This window comes from Desulfococcus multivorans, assembly GCF_001854245.1.
Taxonomy (GTDB): domain Bacteria; phylum Desulfobacterota; class Desulfobacteria; order Desulfobacterales; family Desulfococcaceae; genus Desulfococcus; species Desulfococcus multivorans.
This window is the reverse complement of record NZ_CP015381.1, coordinates 1,195,480-1,221,571: the sequence shown is the minus strand read 5'-3', so window position 1 is coordinate 1,221,571 and position 26,092 is coordinate 1,195,480. Positions and strand designations below refer to the sequence as shown.

Here is a 26,092-nt window from a genome sequence, read left to right as displayed (position 1 = left end):
GGTTACAAACCCGCGTTACGGATCAACGTATCGCCGCCGATATCCTGAAACGGACCGAGGGGTTTTTTCTCATCGATCAGTTCGTCTATATTAGGTCTGCCGCTGCTGTTCTTGTAGACTACAAGTCCGTTTTTCATGATGATGAAGGCGTTAAACTCCCATCCGGTCACTTTCGTTTTACGTCTGAAACTGAAAAGATCCAGAAAGACGTTTCCAAATCGGTCTTCGTGCCTGCGCCACAATGCAACCTCATACCCCGTGCAGGCATCCTTTGCAAGAAGGCAGTCCTGAATTCCCTCGTCCAAATCTGCCTTGGTGATGGAGTTGTTGGGTAAAAACCTGTAAAGAAGTTCGATATATGTCAACACCTTGATGTTGGCGGCGACAAAAGGATCGTACCCGAGTCGTCTCAGATCCTCCGTCGTTGTCTTGTAGGGGACAATTTCATCAAACGATTTTTTGGCGGCATCGTATGAAGCCCATATCGTTTTCGTGTCACGTTTGGAGCTGGGAAGCAATCCGCTGCAACCGACACCGAAACAGCCGATCGCCAGCACCCCGATTACCCACCACTTTTTTGTTGGCCGCGAACAGATTCTCATGAGCATCACGGTCGTTCCCACGATATTTTTGTTGGCTACGTCGAACTTGACGTATCTTGACCACGTCGGAAACAACGCTGTTTTATACATCGGCAGAATTCAGAAAAACAAGCGCTTCCCTTCGTTTTCCCGGCTTTGATGCCGGAACACGGCAGGCATGGCATGCGGTTTTTGATGTCTCGGCAAAGCAGTTCCGGCCGTTGATACCGACAGTCTTTTCGATATCGTTACCGTACCCGTGTTTGAACTCCTACCTCAAATTTTCAGCTTCGTCAAATATTCCCCTCCAAATCCAGCTCTTTTCCCAGGCCGCTTTGCGGCGCCTTTCCTGACGCCCTGTTTTCCAATCCGATCCTTTTCATAAGTTGTTCATCCGGCAGCAACGAGAGCTTTTTATTGACAGATATCATTAAATAGGATTATTAGATACGCCTTGAGCATCAGGCTATATATTGATGCCAAACCCCTATGGAAAAGCGATGAACGCAAAAAGCAAACAGATGCGGCCGCCGCCCCCAACATGTCCTTACCGTTCCAGCAATGGCTGGATCAGCATCTCCCGCTCGCCTGAAACGGCACGATCCGGAGGCCTCAAAAATGGACCGCACCTTTCAAACTGATAAAGCCGGGTTATCGGTCATGACGGAGAACCGTGACCCACAACAATAAACGAGAGGTAATTGAATATGAAATCAGGAAGTAATTTGGAGAAGGTACTGAGAGCCGGGCATTTTGCTTTTACGGGCGAACTCGGACCTCCGCGCGGTGCAAATGCCGATGCCGTCAGAGAAAAAGCCCGTTACCTGAAGGGTCTGGTCGATTCCGTCAATATCACGGACAATCAGACAGCCATGGTTCGGATGTCCAGTTGGGCCGCGTCGCTGATCGCCATAGAGGAAGGTCTCGAACCCAATTACCAGATGGTCTGTCGCGACCGAAACCGGCTCGCCATGCAGGCGGATGTTCTGGGTGCTTCGGCTCACGGCATCCGAAATCTGCTCTGCCTTTCCGGAGATCATCAGCAGTTTGGGGATCATCCCAATGCCAAAGGCGTCTTCGATATCGATTCGACCCAGTTGATTTCAACCATAAAAAAAATGCGCGATGAATCCAAGTTCCTGAGCGGCGCAAAAATTGACGGCGCTCCCAAGATTTTCATCGGAGCCGCAGCAAACCCTTTTGCCGAGCCTTTTGAGTGGAGAGTACATCGACTGGCCAAAAAGATCGAAGCCGGTGCGGATTTTATTCAGACCCAGTGCATTTATAACATGAAAAAAATGCGGGAATGGGTCAAGATGGCCAACGACATGGGATTGACGGAGAAGGTCGCCATCCTCGCGGGGGTTACGCCCATGAAGAGCCTTGGTATGGCCCGATACATGAAAAACAACGTTCCCGGCATGGACGTCCCCGACGAAATCATCGACCGTTTGAAGGGTTGCGCGAAAGGCAAGCACGCCGAAGAGGGCATTAAAATGGCCTGCGAACAGATCGAGGAGTTCAAGGAGATGAAGGGCATCGCCGGTGTCCATCTCATGGCCATCGAATGGGAACACAAGGTTCCAGAAATCGCCGAGAGGGCTGGTGTACTCCCCAGGCCCACCTTTAACGAGGAACCGGCAGAATAGCGTCAACCGATATTTAACGTAAAACCGGCCGTCCTTCTGCAACGGTCTCAAATCAAAGAGCCGCTTGTCCATGCCGCACGTCGTGCAATTATGGCAGGCGGCTTTTTGGGTATCACGAGATCATGCATTTGTTCGTACCGGCCGAACCCATTTGCTATATCGTGCAAAAAAGCTCAGAAAACGATAGGTGTAAACCATCTTTTGAGTTCCGCGCGAAGTGTTTTGATCTCCGTCACAGCCGCCGCCCAATCCTCGCGAGCCGGTCCCTCCGATCGTCGCAGCAAGGCCGTCTGGGCCGGGCAGAGATACCATGTACAGATCCATGGACGGTCCCGGCGCTCAAGCCGGCAGCCATGGCACCCTGCGTATCGACACACTGCCGTCCATTGGGAAATGGGCTGAGCTTCCGGCATGGGCATCCCGTTCAGGTAAATCGTCAAAAGATCCGTCATATCGAACCACACCTTGGCGCTCAGACAGCAAGGGTCGGGACAATGAGGGCAGGTTCGCCGGCAGAGACCGTCCAAGAGGAGCGCCACCGAGGCCGTACGCAACCGGATCGATCGCGCCGTCACAACCGCCTGATGGAGTTCGCCGGGATGATAGACCCCGTAGTCGGCGATACGTCCGCTGATCTCGATCCAGTATTCCGGTAGCTGCAACGGCGGCGGTTTCAGATTCATCGGCATATGGATCCTCTCTGCAGAAAAAGTCAGGTTCGGGTTTTCCCCCGATCAAGACTTCGATACTGGATGGCTTCTGAAAGATGATCGAGCCGTATCATCTCCGATCCATCCAGATCGGCGATGGTTCGACTGATCTTGAGGATACGGTTGTAGGCCCGGGCTGAAAGGCCCAATCGACGCATAGCCGTTTCCAGGAGGGTTTCGGAATCTTCGTCGACGGTACAATACCGGCGGATCTGCCGGCTGCCCATCTGGGCGTTGCAATGGATGCCGGTCCGCTTGAATCGCCGCGTCTGCATGGCGCGCGCCATGGAAACCCGCCGTCGTATGACGGCCGAAGACTCGCCTGAAGTGCCGCCGGTGAGGTCTTTGTAAGCCACGGCAGGCACCTCCACGTGAATATCGATCCGGTCCAGGAGAGGTCCTGAAATCCGCGACCGATAACGTTCGACGGAAATCGGAGAGCAATGGCATTCATGGGCATCATCCCCCTTGTATCCGCACGGGCAAGGATTCATGGCCGATATGAGCATGAAGCTTGCGGGGTACGTCAGGGTCGAATTCACCCTCGAGATGGTGACCGAAAGATCTTCCATGGGCTGGCGAAGCACTTCCAGCACATTTTTCTTGAATTCCGGTAATTCGTCGAGAAACAGAACGCCGTTGTGGGCCAGGCTTACCTCGCCCGGTCGAGGAAAACGCCCCCCACCAATCAAGCCGGCATCGGATATCGTATGGTGGGGCGCCCGAAAAGGTCGACGGACAACCAGGGCCTGTCCTCTATCCAGCCCACCGATGACACTGAATATCCGGGTAGTCTCAAGGGATTCTTCAAAGGTCATGGGCGGCAATATAGACGGAATCCGGCGGGCCAGCATGGTCTTTCCCGATCCGGGGGGGCCGATCATCAGAAGGTTGTGAGATCCGGCCGCAGCCACCTCCAGCGCCCGCTTGACATGCTCCTGCCCCATGACGTCGGAAAAATCATCCGGGTAATGCTCCGAATTCGAAAACAGCGTATCAAGACACGTCTTCACGGGCGGGATGGAAGCCAATCCCCGACAGAAATCCACCACTTGGGACAGATCCGTGACGGGCAGAACCGATATTTCCTGAACTACCGCGGCTTCAAGACTGTTCTCCCTGGGAACCATAATTCCGGCATATCCGGCTCGCAAGGCGGTCAGGGCCGTGGGCAGTGACCCCCGAACGGGTTTGACCCGGCCGTCCAGGGAGAGTTCGCCCAGGATCATGTAGTCAGTCAAAACGTCTTTTGGGATCAGACCGACAGCGGCCAGGATGCCTATAGCGATGGGAAGGTCGAGACCCGTACCTTCTTTTTTGATGTCGGCGGGAGCGAGATTGATGGTGATCCGATCGTCCGGAAAGGCATACCCGGAGTTCTGAATGGCGGCTTTGACCCGCTCCTTACTTTCCTTGACCGAGGCTTCGGGCAGTCCGACCGTCGTAAAAGACGGCAGGCCCGCCGAGATATCCACTTCCACATCCACTATGAATGCATCAATGCCGATCACCGCACTGCTCAACACTTTGGCAAGCACACCATCTCCTTCCTTTCAGACGGCCGGCTGGAAGACCGGAGGACGAAAGTCCGTCCGCGACCATTGCGTTTCGGTTCCGGTATTCCCGAATGGACCACTATCCCCTTTTCAAGACGCTTCGTTCTCAAGCTTCTGTTCTCCGCCTTTCAACATCACTCCATGATTCGGGGTTGAAGCCGACTTCAGCGATATTGATTGGAAAGGGCCGGTTCCCGGAAGTTTCAAGTTGAATTTTTAAATTATAACAAAGCGCTAAAATGAGCACAATTATTTTATCCTCTTCAAACCGCTCAAAGTTTTTCCGGAAATTGTTGTCAAATCCTTGAACACTAGGCTAAAAGTGTTTAAAAATACCTTTATTCCTTTCAAACGCAAGGGAAAAGCAACGGCGACGCCTCGAAGCAAAAACGTATTTCATCGCCGTGGCGACGGGATGTGTCGGGTCAGACAGCGGTGGACGACCCAAATAATAAATGGATTGACAGCCCTGAACGGAGAGGCACCGTCAACAGCAAGGTGGAGGCATTCTTGATACAAACCCGTCAGCAAACGCTGGCCAAAATGGTTTTCTGTTCCGGGATGGGCGTACATTCCGGAAAAATCGTCAACATGACCATTCATCCGGCTCCGATCAACCACGGTATTCAATTCGTTCGAAAAGACTTGACAGGCAGTCCAAGGATATCAGCCCATTTCAATCAGGTCGTGGATACCAGTCTGGCCACGGTCATCGGCTCGGAGGGATGCATCGTCTCCACCATCGAACACCTCATGGCGACATTTGCGGGGCTCTCCATCGACAACGCCCTGGTTGAGCTCGATTCCTATGAAGTCCCCATCATGGACGGCAGCGCCGGGCCTTTTACCCGGCTCGTACGTTCGGCAGGAACAACGGCCCAGTCCGGTCCCAAGTGCTATTTCGTCATCAAAAAGCCGATAGCGATTGAATCGGAGGGGAAATCCGTCTCGGTTTACCCCGAACCCACAACCCGAATTACCTGTACCATCGAATTTCCGCACCCCATGATCAAGCGACAGACCTACTCCATCGAGGTGACGCCGGATCGCTTCGAAAAAGAAATCAGTCCGGCCCGAACCTTCGGTTTTCTGCATGAAGTCGAATATATGAAACGATATGGCCTCGCTCGGGGGGGATCTCTCGACAATGCCGTCGTCATCGGCGATAACGGCGTCGTCAACGAAGGCGGTCTGCGATTTCCAGACGAGTTCGTGCGGCACAAAATTCTTGACTGTATCGGCGATTTCTCTCTTCTGGGGCTTCCCATCATAGGCCACATCGTGACCCATCGGTCCGGCCATGCTTTCAACCACGCCTTTCTCAAAACTCTTTTCAGTCGGAAGGAATCCTGGGAAACGATCACCATCAACAACGCCGACGACATCACCCGGCTTCAGGGTCCCATTGGTTTCCGGAGTGAGCCGATCTGACGTTATGGGGCAGTCGCGATATCGGCACATCGGCGTCGCCTGCCTGATGGCCATCATGCTTCAGGCCTCGCCGGGCCTCGCCCTCGGTGCGAGCATTGCGGATATTTCCGTGACCAACAGCCAAAAGGATCTTCTCCTCTACCTGAAAGTCAAGGACGCTTTTACGGAACCGATCCATGAGGCCGTTTCGAGCGGTGTCCCCACCACCTTTTCGTTTTTTATCGTTCTGGAGGAAATTCGTTATTTTTGGGCCAACCGAACCTTGTCTGAAATGACCCTTACCCACACCATCAAGTATTACAACCTCAAGAAAGAATTTACCGTCACACGCTCCTGGGAAGCGGACCCTTCCGTCCCACTCATGTCGTTTGACGAGGCCAAGGGGCGGATGACCCGGATCGACGGCGTCAAGGTCATTCCCCTGGATCGGCTCAGGAAGGGCAATGCTTACCGCATTCGCGTCAAAGCCAAACTCAGCAAAATGACATTGCCGTTCTATTTGAGATACATCATGGTAATGGCATCCATGTGGGAATTTGAAACCGACTGGCACGCCGTCGACTTTACGTATTAAACGGTCGATATACGGCCGGTGCCGCTTTTGCCTCAATATCGACCCGTTTTTAACCTTATCTTGAATTCGTTTTTCAATCCGCCATGCGAAAAAACCGAATCAAAAGCCGCGCCACTTTTCTGACCGACGAGGATCGGCGACGACGCAGGCGAGAAATCATTTTGATTGTCCTGATTGCCGTCGTCGTAGTCGTGCTGACCTACGTCGAGAATCGCCTTTTCGATTCGGTTTCGGATTTTCCCATATCCAACACCATCTTGATGTTCATCCTCATCAACATCAACCTGTTGCTGCTGCTCCTGCTGGCCTTTCTCGTTTTCAGAAACCTCGTCAAGCTCCTTTACGACCGAAAACGGAAGGTTATGGGTGCCAGCCTGCGAACCCGCCTCGTTGTGGCATTCATCGGATTGGCCCTGCTGCCGACAACGGTCCTCTTTTTTTTCTCCATCCATTTCATCACTACCAGCGTCGAGTTCTGGTTTAACGTTCCCATAGAGCAGGCCCTCGACAACTCCCTCCGGGTCGGCCGCCAACTGTATCGATACGTGGAAGACCATAATCGCTTCTTTCTGGAACGTATCGTTTATCAGGTCGACGCCCGAAACTACATTGACGCCCCTCAACAGGATGCGCTCAGAAAATATACACAGGTCGTTCAGCGGGAGTTCAATATCGAAGGCGTCGAGATTTACGACGCCGAAGCACGACGGTTGTCCATCTCAATCAGCAAATCATTTCCGGAACCCCCTCCGGCCCTTTCCAGATCCAACTTCGAACAGTATCTCGGCGATCAATCGATTCGGGCCGTATCCGAAGAAATCCCCATCGGCGAACTGAACCGGGTGATCGGCGCCATCCCCCTGGGAGCCCATCCCCGAAACGCACGGGGCTTCATCATTCTCTCAACCCTCATTCCGCCGAACCTCACGGAAAACCTGGCGGCCATTTCTCGGGGATACGAAGAGTATCAACAGATCAAACTGTTCAAACAGCCCATCCAATCGACGTATTACATCACCCTGTCCATCGTCGCGCTGCTGGTGGTTTTTTCGGCTATATGGCTCGGGTTTTACCTGGCGAAATCCATCAGCATCCCCATCAAGGAATTGGCCGAAGGCACCCGACGAGTGGCAGGGGGCGATCTCAGTTTCAGCATCGCCATGGTTGGGGACGACGAAATCGGAAGCCTTGTGGATTCATTCAACCGAATGACGCGGGATCTCAGGACCAACCGGGAGCAGTTGGAATTGTCGGCCCGAAAGCTCCGCGAACAGAACGAAGAAATCGAGGAAAGCCGCCAATATATGGAGATCGTTCTCCGAAATGTCTCCACCGGCGTTATCAGCATCGATGCCCAGGGCATCATCCGGACCGCCAACAAGTCGGCGGAACGCATGCTCAACCTCAAATCCGAAGAAATTCTTCACAAAAACTACCGACGGCTCTTCGAAGGCCAGGACCCGGACCTCGATCGTGATATCATGGACAAATTCGTGGAATCCGGGAAGCGTACCCTGGCGATGCCCCTTCGACTTATCATCAATGAACGGCCCCGCAGCTTCATGATCCACGTCAATGCGCTTCAGGACGACAAAAAGCGTCACATTGGACTGGTCGTGGTCTTCGACGACCTGACGGACCAGGAAAAGGCCCAACGGATGGCGGCGTGGCGCGAAGTCGCCCGGAGAATCGCCCATGAGGTCAAAAACCCCCTGACCCCCATATCCCTATCGGCCCAGCGCCTCCGACGAAAATATTTTCAGACGATCCAGGATCCTGTATTTGACGAATGCACCCAGATGATCATCGATCATGTCGAGTTGATCCGCAACCTCGTGAATGAATTTTCGAAATTCGCTCGATTCCCGGCCGCCAATCCGGAGCAGGTCAGGCTGCCCCCCATCATTGAAGAGAGCGTGGCCTTATTCAGGGAGGGACACCCCGACATTCATTTCGACGTACAAGTCCAGACGAATCTGCCCTTGCTCAACCTGGATCGTTTCCAGATGAAACAGGCCGTCATCAACCTGCTGGATAACGCGATCAGCGCCATGGGTGGAAACGGGACGATCACCATCACCGCGACCCTGGTCCCCTCCAAAAGGATCGTACAACTCGATATCGCCGATACGGGTCCCGGCATCGCCCGGTCAGACAAAACAAGGCTTTTCGAGCCCTACTTTTCAACAAAGAAGACCGGCATGGGTCTCGGACTCACCATCGTGAGCACCATCATAGCGGATCACAAGGGCACCATCCGCGTCCAGGACAATCATCCGATGGGAACGGTATTCATCATAGAACTCCCGGTATAGCAACGTACGCCGCAACACCATCAAAGGAGAAGGCATGTTTCCAACCATCATGATCATCGACGACGAACCCAACATCCTGAAATCTCTGGGCGGACTTCTTTCCGACGAAGGCTTCGAGGTCATCACCGCAAACAACGGGTACGAGGGCTTGAAATTGATAGAAGACAAATCCCCCGACCTCGTCCTGCTGGATATCTGGATGCCGGGCATCGACGGCATCGAAACTCTCAAAGAGATCAAGAAGCATCATCCCGCCCTTCAAGTCATCATCATCACGGGTCACGGCAATATCGAGACCGCGGTGAAAGCCACAAAACTGGGTGCCTTCGACCTGATTGAAAAACCCCTCTCCATCGACAAGGTCATCGTTGACATCAACAACGCCCTCAATTTCAGAAGACTCGAGGAGGAAAACCGCTACCTTCGGAAAAAAACACTCGAAAAGCACGCCATCAACGGTAAAAGTCCGGCTATCGTCGAACTCAAGAAACAGATTGTCGTTGTCGCCCCCACCGACTCGTGGATCCTTATCACCGGTGAAAACGGCACCGGCAAGGAGTTGGTGGCACGGACGATCCACCAGTTCAGCAAACGGGCGGAGCAACCCCTGATCGACATCAATTGTGCCGCGATTCCCGAAGAGCGTCTGGAAAGCGAGCTGTTCGGCCATGAAAAAGGCGCGGTCTCCTGGTCGGACACACGAAAACGAGGACGGTTCGAAATCGCCAACGATGGAACCCTCTTTCTCGATGAGATCGGAGACATGAGCCTTCAAACCCAGGCCAAGCTCTTGAGGGTGCTTCAGGAACAAACCTTTCAGCGCGTCGGGGGCGGCAGAGACATTCGCGTCGACGTCAGGATCATCGCGGCATCCAACAAGGACCTGGAAACAGAAATCGAGAAGGGCAATTTCCGGGAGGATCTGTATCATCGCCTCAATCAAATACCGCTCCATGTCCCATCCCTGAAAGACCGCATCGAAGACATTCCCGTCCTGATGAACATCTTTCTCGAGGATCGCGGCAAAAAAACCGGGCCGTCACCCACTCATATCACGCCTGAAGCCATGGAGATGCTCATGTCGTATCCCTGGCCCGGCAATGTCCGGGAACTGAAAAATCTTATCGGACGGCTCGTAATCATCTTGAACAAGACGACAATCGAGGTTGAAGATATCCCTTTTCCTTACAACCCGTCGGCCGGCAGAAGCGGCAAATCCGAAGAAGAGCTGTTCAGCATTGATCAGCTTTCCACCGCAAAGGAGATGTTCGAAATGGCGTTCATCCGAAGAAAGTTCTCTCAGTACGGCAACAACCTCACCAAAACCGCCGGCGTTATCGGCATCGATCCGGCCGAACTGCGTCGGAAGCTCGAACAATTCGGGGTATCGGTTTGAGAATTATCAGCGGCCGTTTGCGGGGTCGAAAGCTTCTGCCTATCCGGGGTAACGCCGTTCGCCCGACTTCGGATCGAGTGCGGGAGGCGATTTTCAACATTATCGGCAGGAATATTGCGGAGGCTCGGGTACTCGATCTTTTCGCCGGCACCGGCGCCATGGGAATCGAGGCCCTCAGCCGGGACGCTCGGTCGGCAATTTTCATCGACAACCGAAAAGCCTCGGTCGCCGCTGTACGGAAAAATCTTGAACACCTGGGCCTCACGGAACGCTCCCGGGTGGTCCTGTGGGACATTGATAGAAACCTAAACTGTCTCACCCCTCATGAACCGGATATTCATCTTGTTTTCATGGATCCCCCCTACCACAAAAATTTGATCGGCCCGGCGCTTTTTCATTTGCGGCAGCGCCGAATTCTCGCACCCGGAGCGCTGGTGGTCGTCGAGCACGCCGCAAGCGAACCTCTGCCTGAACAGTTGTCGGGATATGATCTGTCAGATCAGAGAAAATACGGAAAGACCTTGGTGTCCTTTTTAAATTATGCTATGAACGCACCAAATAAATCATGAGGAACTCGAACGCATGCCTAAAATCGCCATCTATCCCGGATCCTTCGATCCCGTCACCAACGGTCATCTCGACATCATTCATCGCGGACTCGAAATCTTCGACCGAATCATCGTAACCATCCTGTGCAACCCGGCAAAAAAAAGCCTGTTTACGGTGGAGGAGCGGGTGGAGATGCTGAAGGAAAGCCTGGCGGGTCAGACCAGCGTCGAGGTGGATGTTTTCCACGGCCTCCTGGTGGACTATGCACGCCAACGGGAGGCGGATGCGATTCTGAGGGGCATGCGAGCCGTATCGGATTTCGAATATGAATTTCAGATGGCCCTGATGAATCGAAAACTGAACCGGGATATCCAGACGGTTTTTATGATGACGGGTCTCCGGTGGATCTTTACCAGCTCGACCATCATCAAGGAGGCCGCCAAATTCGGCGGAGACATCGAAGATATGGTGCCCCCTTTGGTTAACCGGAAGCTGAAGGAAAAAAACGGGTTTCTCCACACCCCCTGATTGATCCGACGAAACTGAAAAAATATATCCCGGGGAAAAAGGCGTCTACAGCCGTTGACGCCTCACTTTAACCTTTCAAGATTACCCCATGGATCTCTGGCAGCTCAACATCTTTTGCAAGGTCATCGAATCCGAAAGCTTTTCAAAAGCCGGAAACATCGTTCATCTCTCCCAACCGACGATCAGCAGTCATATCAAAGATCTCGAAGCCCATTTCGAGTGCCGTCTGATCGATCGCCTGGCCAAAAAGGCGATCCCCACGAAGGCAGGGGAACTGCTGTATGAATACGCCAGAAAACTGATCGCCCTGAAGGAGGAGGCCGAGGCGGCCATGGCGGCGTTCCACGGCAACCTGAAAGGACGCCTGGTCATCGGAGGCTCCACCATTCCCGGCGTTTATATTCTCCCTCGAATGGTGGGTCTTTTCGTCGAAACCTATCCGGATGTCACCACCGCCATCCGCATCGGGGATACGGAAGAGATCGTCGCAGATGTTGCCGCAGGTCTTCTGGAGGTCGGTGTCGTGGGCGCCAGGACCGGTCTGAAGCAGATTCATCAGGAACCGCTTCTGGCGGACGAGCTCTGCCTCATCGTTCCGGTGGATCACCCGTGGGCCAAAAGGGGAGAGATCACGCTGTCCATGCTCAAGACAGCGCCGTTTATCATCAGAGAGGCTGGATCGGGCACACTGAAATCCATCGAGAAGCATCTGAGTCAGGTGTCGATGAGCGTCGCCCAACTCAACATCGTCGCCGAGATGGGCAGCACCGCGGCCGTTATACAGGGCATCAAAGGACGAATAGGCATATCAATCCTCTCAAGGATTGCGGTAGCCGAGGAGTTGGCTGGGGGAATCCTGGCCGTCGTCGCTGTAAGAGGCCTCTCTCTGAAACGTCATTTTTACCTGACCAGTCATCGCCGAAAGACCCTCTCTCCCCTGTCTCTGGCGTTCATCGAATTCCTGAAAGGGCGAATCACCCTTTGGCCCGATCTATCCGTCGATTGATGACCGCAGTCAAGGGTGGCCGCAAGGAGAGCTTCTCGATAACATAGACCAGAGAGAAGCCGGCGACGGCAAGCAGCAACGCTTCCGTCAGGTAAGGGGATGCACCGGTTGCATCGAGGTAAGCCGTGGGAAGAATGTTTTTTTCCACCACTGATCTCACCTCTCCTTCCGAGGACACAACAGTTTCGACAACAACCTTCCAGGGCCATACCTTGTTGAGGGATCCCACCATAAGCCCCGTTAGCATAGCGATGGTCGGTGCGTAATAGCGCCGGAGAGTCCAGCTTAAAAAATGGGAGAACGAGAGAATCCCGACGACGCAACCCGATCCGAAAACGGCGATGATCACGAGATTGAAATCCCGGATCGCGGTGAATATATACTCATATTTCGACAACAGCACCAGAATGAAGCTTCCGGAGATTCCCGGCAGGATCATGGCACACACGGCGATCATACCGGAAAGAAAGACAAAACTCAGGGTTTCAGGGGTTTCAGCGGGAACGGCGACCGTAACGGCATACCCCAGAATCACCCCTCCCAGACCGAACCCCAGAATCATCGGGTTCCGGCTATTGATTTTTCGCGCCACCATCAGAATGGAGGCGATGATCAACCCAAAAAAAAATGCCCAGACCAACACGGGAAAATCTTCAAGCCAGTAGAGAACAAAACGGGAAAAGATGAAAAGCGATGTCCCGATTCCCGTCAGAAGTACGGCTAAAAACGTCCCGTGAATATGGTGCCAGAAGCCTCGAAGATCTCTCTGCCGGAGAAATTTCAATGCCCGACCGTCAAAGGATCGAATCGCCAGGATCAGTTCCTCGTAAATGCCTGAAATGAAAGCGACCGTCCCACCTGAAACCCCGGGAACCGCATCCGCGGCTCCCATGGCAAGCCCCTTGAGATACAATAGAATAAATGAATGCATAGCGCCGTTTTCTATAACGTGTTTTTCGGCTATTCCTTTTTCCAACCATATTCGCCGACAAGTTTGACGAAGCGGCATCCGCCGAGGCTGGTTTGGTGAACGCCGCGTTCATCCTTTTCGATCCGAACCAAATCCTGAATATACTGATCCCCTACGGGAATGACCAGCCGCCCTCCCGGCGTCAGTTGATCGATCAGCGGTTGCGGGACGATCGGTGCACCCGCAGTCACGATAATTGCGTCAAAGGGACTCTCTTCCCGCCACCCGCTGGTTCCGTCGGCATAGCGAGTGACGATGTTGTGATATTTGAGATTATCGAACAGCCGGCGGGTTTTGATGTAGAGTGCGTGAATCCGCTCAATGGTGTAGACACGGTAAACGATCTGAGCCAGGACCGCAGCCTGGTATCCGGATCCTGTTCCGATTTCGAGGACGCGGTCCTTTTCGCCCACCTTGAGAGCCTGTGTCATTTCGGCGACAATGTAGGGTTGAGAGATGGTCTGTCCGTCGCCGATGGGGAGGGGGAAATCGCCGTAAGCCTGATCTTCCAGCGCTTCGCTCACAAACAGGTGTCTTGGAACCCTCCTCATGGCATCCAGCACCCGCGGATCGCTCACACCTCGCGCTTCAATCTGTCGCTTGACCATCTCCTCGCGACGACGAAGGTATTTTGATATCTCTTTTTCCATAATTTTATTTTATATCAACTCTGCGGATGCACGTCAATAAACATATCTGTTTTCAGTCACATAAACACGTCATCAAGCTGAATCCCACAGGCCTGGACACACCGGGGACCGGGACGATACAAGATGACGGCGATATGCAGAGACTCCTTTTCTATTTTCTTTGACGGCCGGATAATATACATCATCTTCTACAGCAAACATATGGAGGGAAGTGTAAAGTCACCTCATGAACAGAACAAAACATCTCGTGATTGTCTGCTGCCTGTCCATCCTCATGATCATTGCGGGCACCCTTGGTTATATGCTGATTGAGGGTTGGGATGTTTTGGACGCTCTTTACATGACGGTTATCACCGTCGCCTCGGTGGGGTATTCGGAAGTCCAGTCGTTAAGTTCCATGGGTCGTATCTATACCATGGTTCTCATCTTCTCAGGACTGGGGCTGTTCGTTTACGTCGCCGGCGCCGTGGTTCAATTCATGGTGGAGGGACAGATTCGTGAAACATTGGGGAGACGAAGATTGGACAAGAAAATCAGCCAACTCGAAAACCACTATATTATCTGCGGGTATGGCCGCATTGGCCGGGTTTTGTGCAACAAACTGAAAAGCAAACCCATAGACCTGGTCGTCATCGAAAAGGATTCGGAGTTGATCCCCGTAATGGAGGCCGACAATGTGCTCCACCTTTCCGGAGACGCAACCAACGAAATGCTGCTGCTGAAAGCCGGTATCGAGCACGCCAAAGGGCTCGTAGCTGTCCTGGCCACGGACACGGAAAACGTTTTCCTGGTTCTGACAGCCCGCCAACTCAACAAGAACATTGAAATCATCGCCAGAGCGGGCAGCGATCGGTCCGCGGCGAAACTTACGGCAGCAGGCGCAGATCGGGTTGAGTCACCATACGCCATGGGGGCGTCAAACATGGCCAATCGGATTCTCAGACCGACGGTGACCACTTTTCTGGATCTGGCCTTTACGCATCGCCGCAAGGATATTCAAATGGAGGAGATTCCCGTCGGAAAGGCATCCGCCCTCGTCGGCAAGATGCTCAAGGATTCGGGCATCCGCCAGAATTACAACCTCATCATTATCGCCATCAAAAAGTCGGACGGCGGCATGCTGTTCAACCCATCCTTCGAAGCGACCATCAACAGCGGGGACACCCTGATCGCCGTAGGCGAATCGGGGAACCTTGAAAAATTGGAAAACGTCCTGAACCCCTGATCACAGACCGTGACCGACCGCTATATCTTGTAAATAATCCGCCGGTCAGTGATGACAATATCGACATATTTATCATGAGGCTCCATGGGGACCTGGGGTATGACCTGATCTTCAAAAATCAGTGCGACCTTTCGGGTTGTGACGGACAACTTGGGAATCAGACGATCGTAATAACCCATTCCCGATCCGATCCGACCGCCCTTTTCATCAAATGCAATCCCTGGGATGATGGCGATGTCAACCTGATCGACAGGCACTCGCTTGCATCTCTCCGGATCCGGCTCCAACACACCACGAGGACCCGGTTTCAGATCTTTCTCGATATCGTCGACCTTCATCAGCGTCATGGTTCGCTTTTCTTTGCCAAAAGCGGGCAAAACAACTATTTTGTTATGTTCGAAGCACCATTGCAAAATCCGCTTCGTCGGAATCTCGTGCTTGAGGTTCACGTACAGGAGGGAAATCTTGGCTTCTATGAAATTAGCGAAATCGAAAAGCCTTTCCTCCAAGTTTTTAGTCTTTTTCCTGAAAACATCATCGGAAAGGGCGTCCATCATCGTGATCATGTCAGTCCGGATACTGCTCTTCTTCTCTCTGATCTCATCCATACACTGCTCTCCTATCCGCTGAGCTCCAAGACATTTTTTTGATATATTATAGTAATATAATTAATTTTTCCGATTAGAGTCAACTGATATTATCCATTGACTCCCCTCTCTGCCCATGATAACTTTTTAACAATTATCCTGGAGTTGCCGAGCAATCGTTTTGCCGGGACCCGGTTCAGCGATAACGATCTCAACTTTATATACAACCGACTTTTGAGATTATAGGAATTATTATGCTGGAAATCAAGTTTGTGAGACAAAATTTAGCGGAAGTACAAAAAGCGCTGACCACACGGAACGACAAAGCCGACCTCGGTGGTTTTCGTGATGCGGATGAAAAACGACGGGAGATCCTCCAGGAAATCGAGATATTGAGGCATCGAAGAAATGTGGTTTCAGAACAGATCGCCGATATGAAGAAAAATGGTGAAAACGCCGAAAGCCTCGTGACGGAAATGCGGGACGTCTCCTCTCGGATCAAAGCGCTGGACATCCGGTTGGCGCGTTATGATGAAACGCTTCAGGGTATCCTGATGACGCTCCCCAATATACCGCATGCTTCGGTTCCCATTGGACGCGACGAGTCGGAAAATATCCTGTTGAAACAGGTTGGCACTCCCACCCGATTTGATTTCACGCCCAAAGCCCATTGGGATATCGGTGAAAATCTGGGAATCCTCGATTTGGAACGGGCCGCCAAAATCACCGGCGCCAGGTTTCCACTTTATATCGGTGCGGGCGCACGGTTGGAGAGGGCGCTTATCAACTTCATGCTCGATATCCACACCACCGAACACGGATACACGGAAACCCTGCCGCCGTTCATCGTCAACCGCGCCGCCATGACCGGCACCGGTCAACTCCCTAAATTCGAGGCCGATCTTTTCAAGCTGGAAAACTGGGATTATTTTCTGATCCCCACCGCCGAGGTTCCCGTAACCAACATTTACGGCGGCGACATCCTCGCCGAAGAAGACCTCCCGATTTACCACACGGCCTACACCCCGTGCTTCCGCTCCGAGGCCGGTTCCTACGGCAAAGACACCCGAGGATTGATCCGCCAGCACCAGTTCAACAAGGTCGAACTCGTCAAGTTTGTCCATCCCGATCATTCTTATACCGAACTGGAATCCTTGCTCGAACACGCCGAAACCATTCTGAAGCGCCTGGAGTTGCCTTATCAAGTCATCACCCTGTGTACCGGAGATTTGGGATTTTCATCCGCCAAGACCTATGACATCGAGGTCTGGCTTCCGGCTCAAAACAAGTATCGGGAAATCTCGTCCTGCAGCAATTTCGAGGATTTTCAGGCACGACGCGCCAACATCCGGTTCAAGCAAAAGGGCAGGAAAGGAACGGAATGGATTCATACCCTTAACGGTTCGGGCCTTGCCGTTGGGCGGACCTTTGCCGCCATCCTTGAAAACTATCAGCAGGCCGACGGATCAGTGCTTATCCCTGAAGCACTGAAACCCTATATGGGCGGCCTCGAAAAAATAGACCATAAAAAATAGAGAGATATCAAGTTGAAGCCACAAGACTTTCCGAAAGAAATCCGCTCTTATCTGATTCCCGAAAAAGCAGGCCGGCTCGCCTACCACTGTCTCGGCTGCGGTACGGTGCACGGAATTGACAAGCTGCTCTACACCTGCCCGGATTGCGGCCAGGTGCTGCTCATTCAGGATGAGCAGTTCGATCGGCTCAGACAAATCCCGGGTCCGCTCTGGCGCCGTATTTTCGACTATCGACGGATGCTCAAGATCCCGGCCCTGAAAGGCATCTATCTCTACCACGAATTTATCGGCTCCGTCATTCCCCTGTCGGATATTGTCTACCTGGGCGAAGGGCACACCCCCATCGTTTCAGCCAATAACACGCTGCAGGAGTTGGCGGGCATGGCCTTCTTTTTCAAAAACGACGGCCAGAACCCCAGCGCCTCGTTCAAAGACCGCGGCATGGCCAGCGCTTTCAGCTATATCAACTACCTGATCAAAAGCGGCAAGATCAAGAATGTCCTGGCCGTTTGCGCCTCGACGGGCGACACTTCGGCAGCGGCCGCCCTCTATGCGGCTTATCTCAAGCCCCATGTCAAATCGGCCGTGCTGTTGCCTCACAAGAAGGTCACTCCCCAACAACTCTCCCAACCCCTGGGCAGCGGTGCGCGGGTCTTCGAAATTCCCGGGGTTTTTGACGACTGCATGAAGGTGGTGGAGCACCTCGCCGAACACTACCCGGTAGCGCTTCTCAACTCGAAAAACGCCTGGCGCATACTGGGGCAGGAATCCTATTCCTATGAAATCGCTCAAGACTTCGAGTACGACATGGCCGGAAAGGTGATTGTCGTTCCCATCGGCAACGCCGGAAACATCACCGCCGTCATGAGCGGGTTCCTGAAATTCTACGATATCGGAATTATCGACGTTCTGCCTAAAATCATCGGGGTCCAGTCGGCCCATGCCAATCCCGTCTACCGCTACTACATGGAGCCGGACCCCGCCAAACGTCGATTTGTCCCCATGGCCGTCAAACCCAGCGTCGCCCAGGCCGCCATGATCGGAAACCCCGTCTCCATGCCCAGGGTCATTCATCTGGCGGAAAAATACAACCAAATCGCCGGTGAACAGCGGGTTTTTTTCGTTGAGGTCACCGAGCAGGAGATCATGGATTGGGAGTTGACGGCCAACCATAACGGTCACATCGCCTGCACCCACGGCGGAGAATCCTTAGCCGGACTCGTTCGGGCTCGACAGACGGGATTGGTCGATACTGATGAAACAGCTGTGGTGGACTCCACGGCTCACGCCCTCAAATTCGCTGGTTTTCAGGAAATGTACTTCGAAAATCGGTTCCCCGATGAGTTCGGAATCCATCCTGATCCGAGGCTGATGAACCGACCCGTTTATATGCGGCCGGACGATCTGGAGAAGGTCCCGGCACCGGGAAATCCCATTGACGGCGAGGATTTCGAAAAATTTGTCCGCAGGGTATCCGAGGAGATCGCCAGGACGCTGGATCTTGTCGCATTATGATGGACCATGGCACCGGCTATCGCCGGTGCGCCTTTCAATTCTTCGCCTGATTCTCCAATGCAGCTGCGCAGGACGTAAGCCGCCTTCGAACCACGCCAGCATCCCGAAAGTCGAAAATGAAATAACACTAGTGGATCATCAGATCTCCGAAATAGGCAACATTCTGGAGGTTCACAACAGGCTCGATCCCGAGATGCCGTTTTCCGGCCCATGACACCTTCTCCCAATGGAGGGGAATAAAGGCCGCCTCGTCATAGAGAATCTGCTCGACCTTCTGGAGCAATACCCGGCGTCGGGCGTTGCCGGTTTCCATCCGGGAGGCGAGGATGAGCTCATCCACTTTCGCGTTACAGTAATTTCCGCTGTTGTAGCGGCCATATCCGGTTTCCGTATCAGGACACATCAGGAGGTTTTCCGTGTAATTGGCGGAATCCTCCATTTCCGGATGCCATCCGATCATCTGGATATCAGCGGTTTGGGCGTCGAAGCGATCCCAGTAATGAATCCTGGGCAGCGTCTTGAGGTCCACCGTGATATTGATTCTGGAAAGCATGACGGCAACCGCTTCAGCCACCTTGGCATCGTTGACGTAGCGGTTGTTGGGAGCGATCATGGTACATTCGAACCCGTTTTCATATCCGGCCGATTTCATCAGTGCCTTGGCCTTGGCCGGATCAAAACGGGGCGTCAGGCGCGGGGTATATCCCGAAAAGCCTTTGGGCCCTTGTTGACCCGCTGCCGTGGCAGCCCCTTTCATGATCTTCTCTACGATATCCGCTTTGTTTACTGCCCAATTCATGGCCAGTCGAACCTGAGGGTTTCTGAACTCGGGACGACGCTTCTGATTCAGTTGAAGCGTGATGATACGGCTTCCCGTTATCGCAATCAGCCGAAGATTCTCATCCGCCTCGATACGCCCGTAATCCTGGGGCGGCACCGGCGTGATCATATCGACATTTCCCGACCTCAGCGCGCTTACCCGAGCGGCATCGTTTTTAATGGGAATCAGGATGATCCTGTCGATATTGCCAAGGGATTTGTCGTCCCAATATCCCGGAAATTTTTGAAAAACAGTTTTTAGACCCGGATCCCGCATTGTGACGTGATACTTTCCGGTTCCGGAAGCGTGGGTGGCGGCAAAAGAAGGACCGGCCGTAACAACGGCATCCTTGTAGCGTCCGTTTTCATCCATCCCCCTGTAAAATCGACGGTCCATGGGAAAAATCAAGGCCGCCATGTTGAGGATGAGGGCGCAGGGTTTTTGCGTCACAAGATCGACCGTTTGGTCATCAATGATCTTGACGTCTTCAAGATCCTTGAAAAGCCTATTGTAATCCGGGCTTTTCATCAGACGATGCACAGTCCATTTCACGTCTTCCACGGTAAACGGATTACCGCTGTGAAACGTCACGCCCCGCTTCAGATAAAACCGCATGGCCCTGTCGCTGATACGCTCCCATCGTTCCGCCAGACGCGGCTCGAATGTCATGTCGGCGGTCCGACGCACCAGCGGATCAAAGACCATGTGAGCATACTGAAGGGTTTCGGCAGACAACTGTGCGTGAGGGTCCAGTGAGACGGGATCTCTTTCGGCACCAAGCTTCAGGATCTGTTCTTCGGATGCCCCCGAGAGCGCTGCCAGCCACCCCATTCCCACCAAAATGATCACTGTCCATCCGGATCTGTTCATGGCCTGTTTCCCGGCCTTTCACAATTTTTCCAGGAGGTCCAGCAGGAGTCGAACACCGAACCCCGTTCCCCCGGGGGTACAATAGGCGCCGCTTTTCTTGGCATAGGCGGGACCGGCGATATCGATATGGACCCATTGGGTATCTTTTACAAATGCCGACAAAAACAGGGCAGCCGTAATGGCGCCTCCCCACTTGGAGCTGCTCATATTGCTGATGTCGGCAAAATCGCTTTTGAGCAGTTCCTTGTAATCCTCGGGCATGGGCATTCGCCAGCATCGTTCGAAGGTGCGCCTTCCCGATGCGATAATCGCCTCGGCCAGGGCGTCCTCCTCTGTAAAAACCGCTGCAATTTTTTCTCCAAGGGCCACTACGCAGGCACCGGTCAGGGTCGCCATGTCAATGAGGATATGGGGCTTGTAAACCTCGACGGCATAGGCGATGGCATCGGCCAGAATGAGCCGCCCCTCGGCATCCGTATTGCCGACCTCCACCGTCTTGCCGGAGTATGTATGGATGATATCCCCGGGTCTGATCGCTTTACCTGAAGGCATATTTTCGACCAGGGGCAGCACCCCCACCACGTTGAGCTTCGGTTTGAGCCTGGCCACGCTGATGAGCGTCGCCGCCACTGCGGCTGAACCGGCCATGTCCATCTTCATACCTTCCATGGCCCCTCCGATCTTCAGATTCAGACCGCCGGAATCAAACGTAACCCCCTTGCCCACGAGACAGACGGTCTTTTCGGCGCCTTCGGTCCGATATTCGAGGAACACCAGCCGGGGTGCGGCATGACTCCCTTGCCCGACGGCCAGAAGAGCACCAAATCCATTTTCCGCAAGGATCTTTTCATCCCATATCACGGCATCAAGCCCTTCTGCCCGGGCAAGAGCGGCAATCGATTCAGCATAGGCATCCGGTCGCTTATCGACGGCGGGAACGGAAACCCATTCCCGCGCCTGGAGGGTACCCCTGCAGGCCGCCGTCACCCGGGTCGGAAGCCTTGAAAAGCGTCTGACATCCTGAGCCTTGGCCCAGAATCCGATCTTTTTCAAGGGGATCTGTTTTTTCTCGCTCTTGTATTGGTCAAAACGATAGTTGCCCAGAAAAGCGCCCTCCATCATTGCCTCAAGCAGGTCGGCGGCGTCCAGACCGCATTTGGCCGCCGAAGGAACGGCCAGCAAAACGTCGTCAAGCCCTCGAGTGATGCATCTGTTGACCGCTCGGCCGGTCAAAGCGCGAAACACCTCGGTATCCGCGGTGGCCTTCGGTCCCGCCCCCATGAAAATTACGCGGTCTGCCGACACCTCCGCAGGATGATGAAAAACCACTTCCTCTTCGATTTTACCGTTGAACTCTTCCAGAGCCATCGCTTTTTTCACCAGCAGGCCAACGCTTCGGTTGTCATGGATATCGGTGTCTTCACACACCGGAATGATGAGGGTTTTAAGGGGGTCTTTCTTGGGATTGACCACTTTGAGTTCCAGCACGGTGGAGATCTCCTTTTCTCTGTTCGTCGTTTAAGGGTTATGGGGACCGTTTCAACGCCCGCCGGGACGTCCCGCAGCCGGCTGAAAAATTATGATCGCAGGGTTGCTACCAGCCTGAGGGGATGGGACAGGAGCGCCAACGCCGAAAGGATATCGGTACACACGACATCCGCAGCCGTGAGCGTTTCCACGGCAACGCCCTCCTCGAGAATGACGGCGATCCCCAAAACAGCCGCGGCCAGCATCCGGCGATCATTTCTGCCGTTGCCGATGCAGACGGTCTCTTCACATCCGAGTCGTTGGACATAGGCCAACTTTTCCTCGTCCTGCCTGTCCGGAGGCAGAACGGCAAGACGGCAGGAAATCCCCTCCAGGGCCGCTTCGGCCTTTCCAAACGTGTCGGCGGTGAGAACGTGGACACCGACATGACCCGCAAGGGCATTCAGAGCCGTGTCCACGCCGTCGACCAAACGGCCGTCAACGGCAAGGGTCCCATTGTAATCCAGCACCAGGTGCGCCATCCGCAATCTTCCGTATCCGGGAACATCGATCTCGATCATTCAGCACCTCCTTCGTGGAAAGGTATCGCAGTTTTGACAGTTCGTGCCGCACATGCCATTCAATGAAATCCAACCGGGCGGGAACATACCGGATCAAACAGAATCGATCAATCCACCGGCGCCGACAGCGTTGGATCGAACCGATAAAACCCGTCCAGATGGACCCGCCAGTAAACCTCGTATACAAGGTTGCGGCTGTTAAAAGCCACAACCTTACCACGCTTGAGGGACGCATAGATCAAATCGAAATTTTCGGCATCCTCCACATGGTAGATCATGGCCGCGTGCCCATCTTTGAGCACCATCAGATCGCCGGGTTCAACCATGTCCGGATGGATCCTGATCGTCCGGGCCAGCAGCATCTTCATGGGCATGTAGCCGGGGAAGGCAAAACCCGCATTCCTTGCCGCTTCGCCGTAAATGGCGCAAATGAGATGAGAGTTGTCCGCAGCTCCGTGATGCTCGGGGTCCGCGCCAAAGGCGTACGGCATCCCAACATATCGTTCGGCAATACCGGGAATGCCGTTTCTAACTGCTGCAAGTGACGCCTCGGGTAGCGCCGCCACCGCCGGCGTCATCCATATGACCCCCAGGGAAAAGGCTATTGCGCATTTCAGGAGGATTTTCCATCGCCTTTGTTTGTTCATGCACCTTGAAATTTTCACTGAAATTCAACTCCTGTAGGGATTATACGACCGACCTCCGATCTCCTGCGATTGAAGGTTTGTATCGGCTGTTGATATCTGAACCATGCAATTTTCGGCTTTTGTGATGGTAAAGAAAAGCGGCTGGAATATATCATAACAAAGCGATGGTTCATACCGATAACCTCGAGCATCATACGCTTTTTCATCGGCCATTTAAGTCATGACTTAAAACCTGTTTTTTGATATCAACACGAAAGTCAAAAGTCGTGTTCCAAACGTCAAGAAAGGATCCATCAGAGCATACCATGAAAAAGGACTCTGTTCAAAATCAGTGCATTTTTCATGTATTTGACGGTCTGCGTGAGGGACTCTCCCATTTTTCACCGCCGAGTCGGGTGGCCCTGATTTATGCCATTCATGCCGATGATCCCATTCGCATCTATGATCCGCAGCTGCTTTTGCACGGTCACGAACCCAAGCTGAAAGAGCTTTACCTGGACAGCCATGCCTGGCGAAAAGCTGATTTCGACTTGACTAAAATGAAGAAATTCGAGGTGCAACACGAGGAAAACCTTCAATTGGCCGGCCTCATCTCTTTCGGCGGCAGGTCCCGATCAATCGCCTATCAGATGTGGTTCACGGAGCACCATCCGGACATGTGCTCCACGGGTCCGACAGAGCGATGGCTTGAGCATGCCGTCTGGCTGCTTTCCCAGGACATGGCCAATGCGGACGCCCCGTGCATCGGCACGTCGGGATACGTTCTTCGTGAATATGCCGGCCACGCCGTCAGGGACTACATCGTCGACAAACGGATCTCCCTCATCGGGTGGGATACCCACATTCGGGTCTATCCGACCCTCGACGCCGTGCTGGGGATCTCCGAAACCTTCGAAGAGGGCGTCTGGCCCAGGGGCATTCTCGCCTTTGTAGAACCCTGCGCCGTTGAAGAGATCCGCTTCATCGCCCGATTTCCCGAGTTGGAGCGCCCTCAACTCAAAAACTATAAGCACGTCCGGAAACTGCTCTTATCTGTGCAGAACTCCATAAGACGGCTTGTTTCCGACGGCAAGAGCATCATCGGCATCGCCGTGGGAAAGATGCCCCGGGGATGTATTATCGCCGATTTCCGGTCCGGCCATGGTTTTCTCCGCCTGAACGGTGATTTGATCTGCAGCTTTTTCGATGGGAGGTTCCATTCCTCGACCCGGAAAGCAAAGCTGGTGCAGGTCGAGGAAATATTGCTGGAGTGGCAGAACGAATCGAATGACGGCAACGACTTGTTCAAAATCATCTCAAACATCGTCCACAACGCTCAGGAAGAGCGGTATGGGTGCACCATCGTCATCGATCTCAACCCCGCCCCCATCAATATCTCCGGCCAGCACCTGGAACATCCCCTCGACCTGAGGCGGGAATCCCAACTGGCGTTGGCCAAAGCTCTGGCTCGTGTGGACGGCGCCCTTCACATCGGCAAAGACCTTCACCTCCACGGATTTGCCTGTCTTCTGGATGGTTATGCCGTACCGGGTGAAGACCGATCAAGGGGCGCCCGTTACAATTCGGCCCTCAGATTTACCAATCACCACGACCATATCATGGCCGTAGTGGTTTCGGCGGATCGACCCGTTTCCGTCATTCAGGGCGGTGTCGAGCTCACGGCGAGATGCGAATGGAAACCGCTCTATGGTTATATCGCTACGCCGCCCACTCTCGACACCTACATCCGGCGGTCGGAGTAAAAAGAATCAGGCGGTCCGGCATCCCGGGCCCCCCTCAAGCCGCTTTCCAATTCGCCGACCGGTCATCAAGGGTCCGGAAAGGTGCCGCCGATCCTGTCGATCCTGATATCGTATTTCTGGACCTTGTGTCTGAGCGTCCGGGGACTGATTCCAAGCATCCTGGACGCCTTTTCCCGGTCGCCCCGGGCACGGTGCAGCGCCTCCAGAATCGCCCCGGTCTCCGCCTTCTTTCGAACCTCGGCCAGGTCCATCGTTTCCGTCGATTCTCGGAAATGCCACAAAAAATCAGGGGGAAGATCATCAACGTGGATGGTCTTGTTGGTGCTGATGATAAAGATCCGCTCCATCATATTCTTGAGTTCCCGGACATTTCCGGGCCAGTCATACCGTACGAAAAGATCGATGACCTCGGGATGAAGCACGGGTTTGGGCTTGTTGTAAAGGGCTTCGAACTGGTTGAGGAAATGGGAGACCATCCCGGGGATGGCGTTTCTGCGATCGCGCAGGGGGGGCAGGTAGATGGGAATCACCTGCAGGCGATAAAAGAGATCTTCCCGGAAAAGTCCTTTTTTGATCTCTCCCTTGAGATCCTTGTTGGTCGCGGAAATCACGCGGACGTCCACCTCGATCATCTCGTTGCCGCCGATCCGCATGAAACGAAAATCCTCGAGAACGCGAAGAAAATCGATCTGATTGTCGAGGGGCAGTTCCGCGACTTCATCCAGAAAAAGGGTTCCCCGGTGCGCCGATTCGAAACAACCGATCTTCTGTTCGACCGCTCCGGTGAACGCCCCTTTTTCATGGCCAAAAAGCTTGTCCTCGAACATCATACCGGAAAGGATGCCGCAGTTGACGGGAATAAACGGATGCTCCGCCCGGGGGCTCTGAAGGTGAATGATCTTCGCCAACATCTCCTTCCCCGTACCGCTCTCGCCTGCCAACAGGACATTGACATCATAGAGGGCCACCTGCCGGATCACGGCCATGATCTCCGCCATGATATCACAACCGAGGATAAATTCATCTAAAACCGATCGCTCGGCGCATTCGGGGAAAGTGTAACGGGTTTTCATATTGTCACCACCACAACGGTATCTATCTCCGTTGTGCGGATTAGCTCAATCCCAGGTCATTGTCAACGGCAAATCGGCAACCTTCTGCCTCAAGCGGCAAGACTTTGCCTGAATC

The 26,092-nt window shown here is 53.6% G+C and carries 23 protein-coding genes; 12 read left to right on the top strand and 11 right to left on the bottom strand.

Annotated elements, in window-relative coordinates:
- Positions 1-2: 2 nt before the first annotated feature.
- The gene (locus tag dmul_RS05210) at positions 3-692 is read right to left on the bottom strand and encodes a hypothetical protein (RefSeq protein WP_020877020.1); all 690 of its coding nucleotides are present in this window, start codon (positions 690-692) and stop codon (positions 3-5) included.
- A 596-nt stretch (positions 693-1,288) separates the two neighbouring features.
- Here dmul_RS05210 and dmul_RS05205 point away from each other — a divergent pair.
- On the top strand, positions 1,289-2,230 hold the full coding sequence (locus dmul_RS05205) for a methylenetetrahydrofolate reductase (protein WP_020877019.1): 942 nt from the start codon (positions 1,289-1,291) through the stop codon (positions 2,228-2,230).
- Positions 2,231-2,403: 173 nt separating this feature from the next.
- On the opposite strand, the gene dmul_RS05200 is transcribed toward dmul_RS05205, so the two are convergent.
- A complete protein-coding gene (locus dmul_RS05200; protein WP_020877018.1) occupies positions 2,404-2,919 on the bottom strand; it encodes a hypothetical protein in 516 nt (171 codons plus the stop codon).
- Between the two features lie 23 nt (positions 2,920-2,942).
- Entirely contained in the window at positions 2,943-4,478 is a 1,536-nt protein-coding gene (locus dmul_RS05195) for a YifB family Mg chelatase-like AAA ATPase (RefSeq protein ID WP_020877017.1), read from the bottom strand.
- Between the two features lie 528 nt (positions 4,479-5,006).
- On the opposite strand from dmul_RS05195, the gene lpxC reads away from it, so the two are divergent.
- The 7 genes from lpxC to dmul_RS05160 all read left to right on the top strand — a co-directional run bounded on the left by lpxC (position 5,007) and on the right by dmul_RS05160 (position 12,295).
- Entirely contained in the window at positions 5,007-5,927 is a 921-nt protein-coding gene (gene lpxC / locus dmul_RS05190) for a UDP-3-O-acyl-N-acetylglucosamine deacetylase (protein WP_020877016.1), read from the top strand.
- Positions 5,914-6,501: a DUF4390 domain-containing protein gene (locus dmul_RS05185; protein WP_159449712.1), complete on the top strand. Its 588-nt coding sequence runs from the start codon at positions 5,914-5,916 to the stop codon at positions 6,499-6,501. The genes lpxC and dmul_RS05185 overlap by 14 nt, the downstream gene beginning before the upstream one ends.
- Positions 6,502-6,584: 83 nt before the next feature.
- A complete protein-coding gene (locus dmul_RS05180; protein ID WP_020877014.1) occupies positions 6,585-8,816 on the top strand; it encodes a sensor histidine kinase in 2,232 nt (743 codons plus the stop codon).
- A gap of 34 nt (positions 8,817-8,850) precedes the next feature.
- A complete protein-coding gene (locus dmul_RS05175) occupies positions 8,851-10,212 on the top strand; it encodes a sigma-54-dependent transcriptional regulator (RefSeq protein WP_020877013.1) in 1,362 nt (453 codons plus the stop codon).
- Complete coding sequence (gene rsmD / locus dmul_RS05170; protein ID WP_020877012.1) at positions 10,209-10,781, top strand: 16S rRNA (guanine(966)-N(2))-methyltransferase RsmD; 573 nt, start codon at positions 10,209-10,211, stop codon at positions 10,779-10,781. The genes dmul_RS05175 and rsmD overlap by 4 nt, the downstream gene beginning before the upstream one ends.
- Before the next feature lie 13 nt (positions 10,782-10,794).
- Positions 10,795-11,289 carry a pantetheine-phosphate adenylyltransferase gene (gene coaD, locus dmul_RS05165; RefSeq protein WP_020877011.1) on the top strand — a complete coding sequence of 165 codons (495 nt, stop codon included), beginning with the start codon at positions 10,795-10,797 and terminating at the stop codon, positions 11,287-11,289.
- Positions 11,290-11,377: 88 nt separating this feature from the next.
- On the top strand, positions 11,378-12,295 hold the full coding sequence (locus tag dmul_RS05160; RefSeq protein WP_020877010.1) for a selenium metabolism-associated LysR family transcriptional regulator: 918 nt from the start codon (positions 11,378-11,380) through the stop codon (positions 12,293-12,295).
- On the opposite strand, the gene dmul_RS05155 is transcribed toward dmul_RS05160, so the two are convergent.
- Together dmul_RS05155 and dmul_RS05150 are read right to left on the bottom strand one after the other, a co-directional pair.
- Complete coding sequence (locus tag dmul_RS05155) at positions 12,264-13,226, bottom strand: DUF368 domain-containing protein (protein WP_020877009.1); 963 nt, start codon at positions 13,224-13,226, stop codon at positions 12,264-12,266. The two genes, dmul_RS05160 and dmul_RS05155, sit on opposite strands and share 32 nt — an antisense overlap.
- 29 nt (positions 13,227-13,255) lie before the next feature.
- The gene (locus dmul_RS05150; protein ID WP_020877008.1) at positions 13,256-13,915 is read right to left on the bottom strand and encodes a protein-L-isoaspartate(D-aspartate) O-methyltransferase; all 660 of its coding nucleotides are present in this window, start codon (positions 13,913-13,915) and stop codon (positions 13,256-13,258) included.
- Between the two features lie 226 nt (positions 13,916-14,141).
- Between dmul_RS05150 and dmul_RS05145 the strand changes: the two genes are divergently transcribed.
- Positions 14,142-15,140 (top strand): potassium channel family protein, encoded by a 999-nt coding sequence (locus dmul_RS05145; RefSeq protein ID WP_020877007.1) that lies wholly within the window; start codon positions 14,142-14,144, stop codon positions 15,138-15,140.
- A gap of 20 nt (positions 15,141-15,160) precedes the next feature.
- Here dmul_RS05145 and dmul_RS05140 read toward each other — a convergent pair whose 3' ends face one another.
- Positions 15,161-15,748 (bottom strand): 5-formyltetrahydrofolate cyclo-ligase, encoded by a 588-nt coding sequence (locus tag dmul_RS05140; RefSeq protein ID WP_020877006.1) that lies wholly within the window; start codon positions 15,746-15,748, stop codon positions 15,161-15,163.
- 233 nt (positions 15,749-15,981) lie between these two features.
- Here dmul_RS05140 and serS point away from each other — a divergent pair, with 233 nt between their 5' ends.
- On the top strand, positions 15,982-17,262 hold the full coding sequence (serS, locus tag dmul_RS05135) for a serine--tRNA ligase (protein ID WP_020877005.1): 1,281 nt from the start codon (positions 15,982-15,984) through the stop codon (positions 17,260-17,262).
- 12 nt (positions 17,263-17,274) lie between these two features.
- Positions 17,275-18,777, top strand: coding sequence for a threonine synthase (gene thrC / locus dmul_RS05130; RefSeq protein ID WP_020877004.1), 1,503 nt, complete (start codon positions 17,275-17,277; stop codon positions 18,775-18,777).
- A gap of 127 nt (positions 18,778-18,904) precedes the next feature.
- On the opposite strand, the gene dmul_RS05125 is transcribed toward thrC, so the two are convergent.
- The 4 genes from dmul_RS05125 to dmul_RS05110 form a co-directional block, all read right to left on the bottom strand.
- On the bottom strand, positions 18,905-20,467 hold the full coding sequence (locus dmul_RS05125) for an ABC transporter substrate-binding protein (protein ID WP_020877003.1): 1,563 nt from the start codon (positions 20,465-20,467) through the stop codon (positions 18,905-18,907).
- 18 nt (positions 20,468-20,485) lie between these two features.
- Positions 20,486-21,955 (bottom strand): leucyl aminopeptidase, encoded by a 1,470-nt coding sequence (locus dmul_RS05120; protein ID WP_020877002.1) that lies wholly within the window; start codon positions 21,953-21,955, stop codon positions 20,486-20,488.
- Between the two features lie 89 nt (positions 21,956-22,044).
- Positions 22,045-22,515: an HAD family hydrolase gene (locus tag dmul_RS05115; RefSeq protein ID WP_020877001.1), complete on the bottom strand. Its 471-nt coding sequence runs from the start codon at positions 22,513-22,515 to the stop codon at positions 22,045-22,047.
- 107 nt (positions 22,516-22,622) lie between these two features.
- A complete protein-coding gene (locus tag dmul_RS05110) occupies positions 22,623-23,162 on the bottom strand; it encodes a hypothetical protein (protein ID WP_052018575.1) in 540 nt (179 codons plus the stop codon).
- Positions 23,163-23,467: 305 nt separating this feature from the next.
- Between dmul_RS05110 and dmul_RS05105 the strand changes: the two genes are divergently transcribed.
- Complete coding sequence (locus tag dmul_RS05105; protein WP_020876999.1) at positions 23,468-24,904, top strand: DNA integrity scanning protein DisA nucleotide-binding domain protein; 1,437 nt, start codon at positions 23,468-23,470, stop codon at positions 24,902-24,904.
- Between the two features lie 65 nt (positions 24,905-24,969).
- On the opposite strand, the gene dmul_RS05100 is transcribed toward dmul_RS05105, so the two are convergent.
- Positions 24,970-25,977, bottom strand: a complete 1,008-nt coding sequence (locus tag dmul_RS05100; protein ID WP_020876998.1) for a sigma-54 interaction domain-containing protein — start codon at positions 25,975-25,977, stop codon at positions 24,970-24,972.
- Positions 25,978-26,092 lie beyond the last annotated feature (115 nt).

Coding starts and splice junctions, on each gene's coding strand:
- dmul_RS05180 (WP_020877014.1), top strand. CDS start 6,585: ATGCGAAAAAACCGAATCAAAAGCCGCGCCACTTTTCTGACCGACGAG.
- dmul_RS05150 (WP_020877008.1), bottom strand. CDS start 13,915: ATGGAAAAAGAGATATCAAAATACCTTCGTCGTCGCGAGGAGATGGTC.
- dmul_RS05140 (WP_020877006.1), bottom strand. CDS start 15,748: ATGGATGAGATCAGAGAGAAGAAGAGCAGTATCCGGACTGACATGATC.
- dmul_RS05160 (WP_020877010.1), top strand. CDS start 11,378: ATGGATCTCTGGCAGCTCAACATCTTTTGCAAGGTCATCGAATCCGAA.
- dmul_RS05115 (WP_020877001.1), bottom strand. CDS start 22,515: ATGATCGAGATCGATGTTCCCGGATACGGAAGATTGCGGATGGCGCAC.
- serS (WP_020877005.1), top strand. CDS start 15,982: ATGCTGGAAATCAAGTTTGTGAGACAAAATTTAGCGGAAGTACAAAAA.
- dmul_RS05145 (WP_020877007.1), top strand. CDS start 14,142: ATGAACAGAACAAAACATCTCGTGATTGTCTGCTGCCTGTCCATCCTC.
- dmul_RS05100 (WP_020876998.1), bottom strand. CDS start 25,977: ATGAAAACCCGTTACACTTTCCCCGAATGCGCCGAGCGATCGGTTTTA.
- dmul_RS05210 (WP_020877020.1), bottom strand. CDS start 692: ATGTATAAAACAGCGTTGTTTCCGACGTGGTCAAGATACGTCAAGTTC.
- dmul_RS05155 (WP_020877009.1), bottom strand. CDS start 13,226: ATGCATTCATTTATTCTATTGTATCTCAAGGGGCTTGCCATGGGAGCC.
- dmul_RS05125 (WP_020877003.1), bottom strand. CDS start 20,467: ATGAACAGATCCGGATGGACAGTGATCATTTTGGTGGGAATGGGGTGG.
- dmul_RS05105 (WP_020876999.1), top strand. CDS start 23,468: ATGAAAAAGGACTCTGTTCAAAATCAGTGCATTTTTCATGTATTTGAC.
- dmul_RS05200 (WP_020877018.1), bottom strand. CDS start 2,919: ATGCCGATGAATCTGAAACCGCCGCCGTTGCAGCTACCGGAATACTGG.
- dmul_RS05175 (WP_020877013.1), top strand. CDS start 8,851: ATGTTTCCAACCATCATGATCATCGACGACGAACCCAACATCCTGAAA.
- coaD (WP_020877011.1), top strand. CDS start 10,795: ATGCCTAAAATCGCCATCTATCCCGGATCCTTCGATCCCGTCACCAAC.
- dmul_RS05110 (WP_052018575.1), bottom strand. CDS start 23,162: ATGAACAAACAAAGGCGATGGAAAATCCTCCTGAAATGCGCAATAGCC.
- dmul_RS05205 (WP_020877019.1), top strand. CDS start 1,289: ATGAAATCAGGAAGTAATTTGGAGAAGGTACTGAGAGCCGGGCATTTT.